Source organism: Roseateles sp. AC306, from assembly GCF_979253795.1.
Genome location: NZ_CEEDEB010000022.1, coordinates 51042 through 60496 on the forward strand (window position 1 = coordinate 51042; position 9455 = coordinate 60496).

The following is a 9455-nucleotide window of genomic DNA, read 5'->3' on the forward strand; positions in this document are numbered from 1 at the left end:
CGCACGATGGGACGCGGCACCGACGACGGCCTGTGCTCGATGCTGGATCGCCGCCAGGCCCTGGTGCTGGGGCTGACGGCAGGGCTGGTGCCAGGCGCGCGCGCTGCCGGGGCGCCGCAGCTGGTCAGCGCCGACTTCCCGGCCCTGATCAGCCCGCACGGCAGCGACGCGCCAGGGCCTCTGGGCGAATTCCTGGTGCAGCTCTGCGCGCTGGCCGGCTGGAGCCTTCAGCCGCAGTTCTACCCCTTCGCGCGGGCCACGCAGATGGCCCGCACCGGCTCGCGCGTGCTGATGGCGCCGCTGTCCCGCACCCCCGCGCGTGAAGGCCAGTACCGCTGGCTGCTGCCGCTGTTCACCCACCGCTATGTGCTGATGGGCCTGCGCAGCCGCTGGCCCGCCGGCATAGACACGGCCGAGGCTCGCCATGCGATGGTTCTGGCGTTGCGGGGCGCACTCAGCACCGAGAGCCTGCAGCGCCAGGGCTTCACCCGGCTGGCGATGGAGGGCAACTATGCGGCCCTGCTGCGCCGCATCGACGATGGCAGCGCCGATCTGCTCTATGCCGCATTGCCCGTCATCATGGCCGCGCTGCGCGCCGCCGGCCGGGACCCGGCGCACTGGGTCCAGGGCGCGAGCTTCGACCAGCACGAGATCTGGCTGGTTGGCAGTGCCGATCTGCAGGCTGGCGAGGTCCAGGCGCTTGCAGCGGCGCTGGAGAAACTCAAGCGCGATGGCGCGCATCAGCGCCTGCTGCAGCGCATCGGCGCCCAACCGCCGGGAGCAGCTTCCTAGGCATCGGGCTGGCTCTAGAATCCCGCCACAGCGCCGATTTGTTCCGGATTGCGGGCGCTCTACAAATGCCGCTAAACAGGGCGCTCCGATCAACCGGCGTCCCGCAAGTGGCACCGGTTTTTTTCTTGGAGTAGGGCCATGACGGGCCGAAGCGTGGGCGAGGTATCGCCGCAGAGTTTTCATTTCGACGAGCCCCTGCCGCTGCGCAGCGGTGCCAGCCTGCCGGCCTATGACCTGACGGTCGAGACCTATGGCCAACTCAATGCCGAGCGCAGCAACGCGGTGCTGGTCTGCCATGCGCTGAACGCCAGCCACCACGTCGCCGGCACCTACGCCGGCCAAGCCAAGAGCGAGGGCTGGTGGGACAACCTCATAGGCTCGGGCAAGGCGCTGGACACCGACAAGTTCTTCGTCATCGGCGTCAACAACCTCGGCTCCTGTTTCGGCTCCACCGGCCCCATGCACGTCAACCCGGCCACCGGCAAGGCCTGGGGCGCGGACTTCCCCGTCGTCACCGTGCAGGACTGGGTGGACGCGCAGGCTCGCCTCGTCGAGCGCTTCGGCATCGTCAAGCTCGCGGCCGTGCTGGGCGGGTCCTTGGGCGGCATGCAGGCGCTGGACTGGGCGCTGCGCTACCCCGACCGGCTCGGCCACTGCATCGCCATCGCCACTGCGCCCAACCTGTCGGCGCAGAACATCGCCTTCAACGAGGTGGCCCGCCGCGCCATCGTGACGGACCCCGACTTCCACGGCGGCCATTTCTACGACCACGGCGTGGTGCCCAAGCGCGGCCTGCGCGTGGCACGCATGATCGGCCACATCACCTATCTGAGCGACGACGTCATGGCCGAGAAGTTCGGCCGCGAGCTGAAGAGCGGCAAGGGCGGCGCGCTCGGCTATTCGACCCAGGAGATCGAGTTCCAGATCGAGAGCTACCTGCGCTATCAAGGTGACAAGTTCAGCGACTACTTCGACGCCAACACCTATCTGCTCATCACGCGCGCGCTGGACTATTTCGACCCGGCCGCCGAACACGGCGGCGATCTGACGCGCGCCTTCGCCACCGCGCGGGCCAAGTTCCTCATCGCCAGCTTCACGACCGACTGGCGCTTCTCGCCCCAGCGCTCGCGCGAGATCGTCAAGGCCCTGCTCGACAACCGGCTGGACGTGAGCTACGCCGAGATCGACGCGCCGCACGGCCACGACGCCTTCCTGCTCGACGACCCGCGCTATCACGGCGTGCTGCGCGCTTACTTCGAGCGCGTGGCGGCGGAACTGGAGCGGCCGGTGGCGCTTCAACTCAAGGGAGTCGCGGTATGAGCTTCGACCCTGCCATCGCGGCGCTGGTGCCGCCGGGCTCGCGGGTGCTCGACCTGGGCTGCGGCACCGGCGAGCTGCTGGAGCACCTCATCAAGCACAAGGGCTGCAGCGGCTATGGCGTCGAGCTGGACGACGCCAACCTGCTGGCCTGCATGAAGCGCGGCGTCAGCGTCATCCAGCGCAACCTGGAGGAAGGCCTGGCCATCTTCGAGGACCAGAGCTTCGACGTCGTGCTGCAGCTGGAGACGCTGCAGAACCTGCGCAACGCCGAGGCCATGCTCAAGGAGACGGCGCGCGTCGGCAAGATGGGCATCGTCAGCTTCCCCAACTTCGCCCACTGGCCCAACCGGCTGCAGGTGCTGTTTGGCCGCATGCCGGTCACGCGGGCCCTGCCTTACGAGTGGTACGACACGCCCAATATCCGCGTCGGCACGCTGGCCGACTTTGCCGTGCTGGCGCGCAAGAACCGGCTCAAGATCCTCGACAGCTTCGGTCTGCAGAACGGCGCCGTCGTGCGCAGCATGCCCAACCTGATGGCCAGCGTGGCGGTGTTCAAGTTCGAACGCGAGTGAGTGAAGCCCCTCGCCTGGCCGCGCCGCGCTGAACGCGGGCGCGTCCAGTCGGTCCCCCGAGGGGACGGCGATGCTCGCGGGGAATGCCTCGCTCGCACATCGCCAGGCGGGCCGGCTTGGGAGCGGCCCGGCGCTCGGCCCGAATGCAATAACCCCGGGCAGTCGCGTCGTGCGACGGGTCAGCCTGCCTCTGCCGCGTCAGTGCGTGGCCTTGCGTGAGCCCTTCTTCGCGTGCTTCTTGTGCTTGGCCTTGCCTGCCTTCTTGGCGACTTTGGCGGTCTTTCCGGCCTTGGCCTTGCTGCTGACGTGGTGCGTGTCCTGGTGCTTGGCCACGCGGGCCTCGGCAGCCGGAGCGGCCAGGGCGAAGGTGACGGCAAGGGCAGTGGCGGCGAGCAGCGTCTTCATGGGAGGTTCCTTGATGTTGATCAGGTGAGCGTAGCGGGCGAAGCCTTCAGCTACCTTTGCGGATGGTGTGGCCGTCGTCGGTGCGTTCGTCGTCCTTGAAGACACCCTCCCAGCGGTCGCCGCTGGGCCAGTGGAAGACGCCGGTGCCGTGCTTCAGGCCGCCCGCCCAGGCGCCTTCGTAGCGCTCGCCGCTCTTCCAGGCGTACTTGCCTTCGCCATGCGCCTTGCCGACCTCGAACGTGCCTTCGTAGATGTCGCCGCTCGGAAAGACCATGCGGCCCCGGCCATGCGGCAGGCCGGCTCTGAGCTGGCCTTCGTACTGGTTGCCGTTGGCGAAGCGCATCTTGCCGCTGCCTTGCGGCTTGTCGTTGGCCCAGTCGCCCTCGTAGCGCTGGCCGCTCATCCACACGTAGCTGCCCCGGCCGTGCGGCAGGCCCTGGCGGATCTGGCCGGTGTAGACGTCGTTGGAGGCATAGGTCAGCTTCCCTTCGCCCTCGGGCTGGCCGTCCACCAGCGTGCCCTCAAACTGGTTGCCGTTGGCAAACACCATCAGGCCGCGGCCGGTGGCGCGGTCGGTCACCCATTCGCCCTTGTAGCGCTGGCCGTTGGCCCAGCGGATCTCGCCGACGCCCTGGCGCTGGCTGCGCACCAGCGGACCTTCGTAGACATCGCCGTTCTTCCACTCGACGCGGCCGGTGCCGGTGACGGTGTCGTCGTCGTTGCGCACGAACTGGCCGACGTAGCGCGTGTCGCCGGCGGTGCGGTCGAAGAGCTTGGGTTCGGGCGCTGGCGCCGTGGTTGTTGGCGCGGCAGCAGGTGCAGGCGTGGGCGCGGGCGTGACGGCCTTGGCCAGCGGCACGATGGGCACCGCGGCGGCCTGGCGCAGCGGCGTGGTGGCTGCTGCTGCTGCGGTCGTTGCCGCAGCGGCAGCCGGGCCTGCGGCCGGCCGGCCTGGCGTTGCGGCGGCTTGGGCGGCCGGCTTGGGTGCGGCGGCCACCACGGCGGGCGCGCCGGGCAGGGGTGTCGAGACCCACGGCGTGCCGCGCTCGCGGGCCAGTGCCTGGGCGCTGTTCATCGCCAGCTCCTGGGCGCTGCCCTTGCACTGGCCGGCGGTCTCGCGCCACAGCGTCTCGCCGATCTGGCTCTGCGTCTGGCGCTCGGCCAGCGGCAGCGCGGCGGCGCTGTTGCGCAGCTTGCCCGAGAACTCCCGCGCCCGCTCGAAAGGCGGGGCGCAGAACTCGGCGTTGTGGCCATCGATCTCGGCCTGCTCACGGCGTCGCTGCGCGGTCTGCTGCTGGCTGCCATTGCACTGCTCGGCGGCCAGCTCCCACATGCCCTCGGACTTGCGGTACAGGCTCGCGGCCTCGGCAAAGCGGCGCTCGCTGAAGGCGCCCCGCGCCAGTTCCTGCAGGGCGGCGGCGTCGCGGTGGGCGTTCTCGCACTGGCTGCCGGCCTGCAGCTTCTCGGCCAGCGCGTCGTGGGCCTTCTGGCTGTCGGCCAGGTTGCGCTGGGCGCGCTCGCGGGCGCGACCGTCACAGGTGGCGATGGCCGCACCCCATTGCGCCACGGCCTCGTCGTAGAGCTTGACCTGGACCTGCAGCGGCTGGTTCTGCGATTGCGCCGTGGCGGCCTTCAGGTCGGCCGACAGCGCCCGGCTGCTCAGCTGCGGGCAACTGGGCGGCGGCGGCGCGGGCGCCACCTGGGGCTCGGAGGCGGCCGGCTCCGGCGCTGACGCGGCCGCCTCCGGTGCCGACGAGGCGGGTTCGGGTGGTGTCTGGGCCAGGGCGGTGGTGGCCGCCAGCAGGGCCATGCAGAGGCTGAGACAAGGGAGGAGGGCGAACTTCATCACTTTTTACGCGCGCCTGACTCGGCTGGCATGTCCAGCATCGCGTCGATGAGGCCGCGCGAGAAGCGGCCGGCGCCGGGGTCGTCGGCACTTTCGAAGGAGAAGCTGGCCTGGGTGGACGCCAGTGGCATGGCGCCGATCTCGGCCATCAGCGCGTCGGGGCGGAAGCCGCCGAGGATGGCCGTGATCTCGCGCTCGAAGCCCCGCGCGGCGGCCACCTTGTTCAGCGCAGTCAGGCGGTCGGCGTCGAACAGCAGTGCGTTGGACGCCAGGCTGCGTTCCAGCAGCTTCTGGTGCAGCGTGAAGCCGGCCAGCGGCGGCGCGCCCAGGGCGGCCATGCGCGAGAAAGCCCAGGCGTCGGCGCGCTCGAAGGCGGTGGCGGCGATGCGCGAGATGCCGCTGAGCGACCCGCGGTTGGCGGCGGCCGCCTGCATGACGTTGAGCACCTGCTGGCGCGTGAGTTGCGTTGCCGCGTCCACCAGGCCTTCGCGGATCTTCTGCGTCGCCAGGGCACGGCCCTGCTCGATGAGCTGCTGCTTGAGGAAGTCGGTGGCGACGTTGGCGGCGGCGCTCTTGGCGGCCGAGATGGCTGCGTCGGCCGCCAGCGCGGCGGCCTTGACGCCCGAGGCCAGCGTGGCCAGGTTGTAGAGGGTGCCGGCAATCTTGATGGCGTAGTGATACGTCTTCATGCGCGCCCCGCCCTCTTCCGAGATGCCCTGGGTCCACAGCACGGCCCAGAGCGCCTCGTCGGGCGTGGGTTCGGCCTGCAGCACTTCCAGCGGGTGCAGGCTGAGCAGCCAGTGGTAGTCCTGCAGCTGCGGCGTGTTGGGCGGCGCAAAGCGCGTGTAGCCGCGGCAGACCTCGAAGGGCTTGATGAGCACGGTCTTGCCCGCCGTGGTGCCGACGTTGAAGGGCTTGCCGGCGTCGCGCACCTCGGCCAGCCACTCGAGCAGCTTCTCGCCGTCGTCGCTGGCCTTGTCGCCGATGCGGTTCAACCGCGTGCCCACGGGCAGGGGCGAGTCCTGGGTCACGGCGATGAGGGTCAGGCGCTCGTCCACCTGCAGGGCGCGCGCCCAGGCGACGCGGTCGTTGTCGCTCCAGCCCTCGCTGGTGGCCACGGCGAAGGGCAGCTCCCACTGCTTGTCGCACTCCTTGTCGTTGAGCGCGGCGCTGCGGGCGATGGCCGGGCGGATCAGGCGCTCGCCGGCGCCGTAGGCTCGCATGCCGGCCAGCAGCGTCTCGTCGACCTTGCGGCCGTCGTCCACGGTGAACTTGGGGCCGGAAGCGCAGCCGGTCAGCAGCGCCAGAAGAACGATGAGTAACAAGCGGTTCATTGATGCCGAGCCTAAGCGGTCAACAAGACGAACGTCGCCCGTAGTTCTACGGAGCGGGTGTGGAGCCTGTCTCACAGACGCCTAAACTCGTTCGCTGCGCCACAAGCGCCTGCCGCCTGAAGGAGACCGCCATGAACGCTCGCGACCCCAACCTGCCCTTGCAAGCCGACGAAGCCAGCGCGCTGGGCGACTTTGCCGCCCGCGTCTGGGACGAAGAAATCGTCCCCGCGCTGACCGACTACATCGCCATCCCCGCCAAGAGCCCGATGTTCGACGCCGACTGGGCGGCGAACGGCCACATCGACAAGGTGTTGACGCAGGCCGCAGCCTGGGTCGAGGGCCAGAAGGTCGCCGGGCTCAAGCTCGAGGTGATCCGCATCCCGGGCCGCACGCCGGTCATCTTCTTCGAGGTGCCGGGCACCAAACCAGGCAACGACGACAGCATCGTCCTGTACGGCCACCTGGACAAGCAGCCCGAGTTCAGCGGCTGGCGCAACGACCTCGGCCCCTGGACGCCCAAATACGAAAACGGCCTGCTCTACGGCCGCGGCGGCGCGGACGACGGCTATGCCATCTACGCGTCCCTCACCGCCATCATGGCGCTGGACAAGCAGGGCATTCCGCGCCCGCGCTGCGTCGGCCTGATCGAGACCTGCGAGGAGAGCGGCAGCTTCGACCTGCCGGCCTATCTGGACGTGCTGCGCCCGCGCCTGGGCAACGTCTCGCTGGTCGTCTGCCTGGACTCCGGCGCCGGCAACTACGACCAGCTCTGGCTGACGACCTCGCTGCGCGGCATGGTGTCGGGCGTGCTCAAGGTGGAGGTGCTGACCGAAGGCATCCACAGCGGCGACGCTTCGGGCGCCGTGCCGTCGAGCTTCCGCATCCTCCGTCATGTGCTGGACCGGCTGGAGGACAGCAAGACCGGCAATCTGCTGCCGCAGAGCTTTCACTGCGAGGTGCCCGGCGCGCGGCTGGAGCAGGCCAAGGCCACGGCGGCCATCCTCAAGGACGAGGTCTACAAGCGCATGCCCTGGGCCTGCGGTGCTGACGGCGGCCCGGTGCTGCCGGTGACGAGCGACCCCGTCGAGGTGCTGCTGAACCGCACCTGGCGGCCGACGTTGTCCGTCGTCGGCGCCGATGGCTTCCCCGAGCTGAAGAACGCCGGCAACGTGCTGCGGCCTTACACCGCCTTCAAGCTGAGCCTGCGCCTGCCGCCGCTGATCGACGGCAACGCCGCCGCGCTGGAGTTGAAGACGCTGCTGGAAGACAACGCGCCCTACAACGCCAAGGTCACCTTCACGCCCGACGGCCGCGCCGGGGCTTACGGTGCCACAGGCTGGAACACGCCTGAGCTGTCGCCCTGGCTCAGCCAGGCGCTCAACGACGCCAGCCAAGCCCACTTCGGTGCGCCGGTGGGCTATATCGGCCAGGGCGGCACGATTCCGTTGATGAGCATGCTTCAGAAGGGCTTCCCCAAGGCGCAGATGATGGTTTGCGGTGTGCTGGGCCCCAAGAGCAATGCCCACGGGCCCAATGAGTTCCTGCATGTGCCTTACGGCAAGCGGCTCACTGCCGCCGTGGCCCAGGTCATGGCAGCTCACCCGTAGGGCACTGAGCAACGAATGGACCAGCTCCGCGCCATCAAGGTTTTCGTCCGGGTCATCGACGAGGGCAGCTTTGCCGGTGCGGCACGGGCGCTGGACCTGGCGCCGGCCGTCGTCACCCGCCTCATCGCCGAGCTGGAAGACCACCTCGGCACGCGGCTGCTGAACCGCACGACGCGCCGCCTGTCGCTGACCGAGATCGGCGAGGCCTACCTGGAGCGGGCGCGGCGCATCATGGCCGACGTGGACGAGGCGGCCGCGCTGGCGGCATCGGCCACGCAGGAGGTGCGCGGCCTGCTGCGCATCCTGTGCCCGCCAGCCATCGCCGTGCACCAGCTCGCCAAGCACCTGCCCAAGTTCCACCGCGACTATCCTGCCGTGACGCTGGAGATCACGTCGCCCGGGCCGGTGGAGACGGTGGACGACAGCTACGACCTGACCATCCTGCTGGCGCGAGAAGCGCTGGACGGCGACTTCATCGCCCGGCGGCTGGCGCGCAGCGAGTTCATCATGTGTGCGTCGCCGGACTACCTCGACCGCCGAGGCCGCCCGCAGCACCCCAGCGAGCTGAAGAACCACGACGCGCTGCTGCCGCCGACGCCGGCCATGATGCGCGGCCTGACGCTGCAGCGCGGCGACGGGCAGGAGGAGATCACGCTGCCCATCATCCCGTCGCGTGCCGCGCTGTCCACCACGCACATGGACACCAACTACGCCGCCGCCCTGCACGGACTGGGCGTGGCCGGCCTGCCCAGCTTCATGGTGGAAGACGCGCTGCTGGAGCAGGCGCTGGAGCGGGTCATGCCGCAGTGGCGGCTGTTCAGCACGACGCTGTGGGCCGGCATGCCGACGCGCAAATACGTGCCGGCGCGCACGCGGGCTTTCCTGGACTTCCTGATCGAGATCTTCGGCGGCGAGGACAAGGACCCGTGGCTGGTGGCCGCGGGTTGCGCGACGCGTGCCTGACTATCTGAGACTGAATCCCAGATCGAAGAACTCCGGGTAGCGAGCTTCCATCGCCCGCTTCAGAAAGCCGAGCGCGACATAGCGGGCCGAGGTCTTGGCGATGAGGGCCAGCAGCCGGCGTTCTTCCACATGGCCCTGGCCGAGCAGCACGAGGTGTTGCCGTATGGCGCTCCATTCGATGCGGCGCCAGTATTCGCCGAAGTCAGCCTCGACGTCCTCGTCGAGCTGGCCGGCAGCGCGGCAGGCCTGCCAGTGGCGCACGGCCCAGTCGATCTCCTGCGCTTCGTCCCAGGCATGCCCGGGCGGGCGCAGCAGTGCGGCCAGCGCGTCAGTCGAGCTGCCCTCGGGCGCGTCGGCGATGAGGCGTTGCAGCACCACATCAAGCCCGTTGTCCGCCACACGGGCCAGGCCGGCGGCCAGCGCGGCCGGGTCGGGTGGATTGAGGGCAGGCGGGTGCTCGACAAGCCGGGCGCAGGCAGCGCGCATCTGGACGTCGGCTTCGGTGGAAGATGTCATGGGAGAAAGCCCTCGTGGATAATCAATTTTAAGAAGCCGGCCCCGGCAGTCTCCCCAGTTTCGCGCCCCCCGCCGCCCGTGCCGCGCCCGTCCCGCACCC

Annotated in this window: 9 protein-coding genes and 1 riboswitch; of the genes, 5 read left to right on the forward strand and 4 right to left on the reverse strand. The window is 69.6% G+C overall.

The genetic code is table 11. The features are described 5' to 3' along the window. Positions 1-6: 6 nt before the first annotated feature. The 3 genes from AC0IZJ_RS26550 to metW all read left to right on the forward strand — a co-directional run bounded on the left by AC0IZJ_RS26550 (position 7) and on the right by metW (position 2684). A complete protein-coding gene (locus AC0IZJ_RS26550; protein ID WP_471854959.1) occupies positions 7-792 on the forward strand; it encodes a substrate-binding periplasmic protein in 786 nt (261 codons plus the stop codon). 20 nt (positions 793-812) lie between these two features. Then, positions 813-888: riboswitch (SAM riboswitch) on the forward strand. Between the two features lie 42 nt (positions 889-930). Next, positions 931-2112 (forward strand): homoserine O-succinyltransferase MetX, encoded by a 1182-nt coding sequence (gene metX / locus AC0IZJ_RS26555; RefSeq protein WP_471854961.1) that lies wholly within the window; start codon positions 931-933, stop codon positions 2110-2112. After that, on the forward strand, positions 2109-2684 hold the full coding sequence (gene metW, locus AC0IZJ_RS26560) for a methionine biosynthesis protein MetW (RefSeq protein WP_471854963.1): 576 nt from the start codon (positions 2109-2111) through the stop codon (positions 2682-2684). The genes metX and metW overlap by 4 nt, the downstream gene beginning before the upstream one ends. Before the next feature lie 198 nt (positions 2685-2882). On the opposite strand, the gene AC0IZJ_RS26565 is transcribed toward metW, so the two are convergent. Genes AC0IZJ_RS26565 through AC0IZJ_RS26575 form a run of 3 tightly spaced genes read right to left on the reverse strand, consistent with a single transcriptional unit; the run spans position 2883 to position 6269 of the window. After that, complete coding sequence (locus tag AC0IZJ_RS26565; RefSeq protein ID WP_471854964.1) at positions 2883-3089, reverse strand: hypothetical protein; 207 nt, start codon at positions 3087-3089, stop codon at positions 2883-2885. 46 nt (positions 3090-3135) lie between these two features. After that, positions 3136-4935 (reverse strand): MORN repeat-containing protein, encoded by a 1800-nt coding sequence (locus AC0IZJ_RS26570; protein ID WP_471854966.1) that lies wholly within the window; start codon positions 4933-4935, stop codon positions 3136-3138. Beyond that, the gene (locus AC0IZJ_RS26575; protein ID WP_471854968.1) at positions 4935-6269 is read right to left on the reverse strand and encodes a hypothetical protein; all 1335 of its coding nucleotides are present in this window, start codon (positions 6267-6269) and stop codon (positions 4935-4937) included. Before AC0IZJ_RS26575 ends, AC0IZJ_RS26570 begins: the two co-directional genes overlap by 1 nt. Positions 6270-6400: 131 nt before the next feature. Here AC0IZJ_RS26575 and AC0IZJ_RS26580 point away from each other — a divergent pair, with 131 nt between their 5' ends. Both AC0IZJ_RS26580 and AC0IZJ_RS26585 read left to right on the forward strand, forming a co-directional pair. Beyond that, on the forward strand, positions 6401-7876 hold the full coding sequence (locus tag AC0IZJ_RS26580; protein WP_471854970.1) for a M20 family metallopeptidase: 1476 nt from the start codon (positions 6401-6403) through the stop codon (positions 7874-7876). Between the two features lie 15 nt (positions 7877-7891). Next, a complete protein-coding gene (locus AC0IZJ_RS26585) occupies positions 7892-8839 on the forward strand; it encodes a LysR family transcriptional regulator (RefSeq protein ID WP_471854972.1) in 948 nt (315 codons plus the stop codon). Here AC0IZJ_RS26585 and AC0IZJ_RS26590 read toward each other — a convergent pair whose 3' ends face one another. Then, a complete protein-coding gene (locus tag AC0IZJ_RS26590; protein ID WP_471854974.1) occupies positions 8840-9355 on the reverse strand; it encodes a hypothetical protein in 516 nt (171 codons plus the stop codon). Positions 9356-9455: the final 100 nt, after the last annotated feature.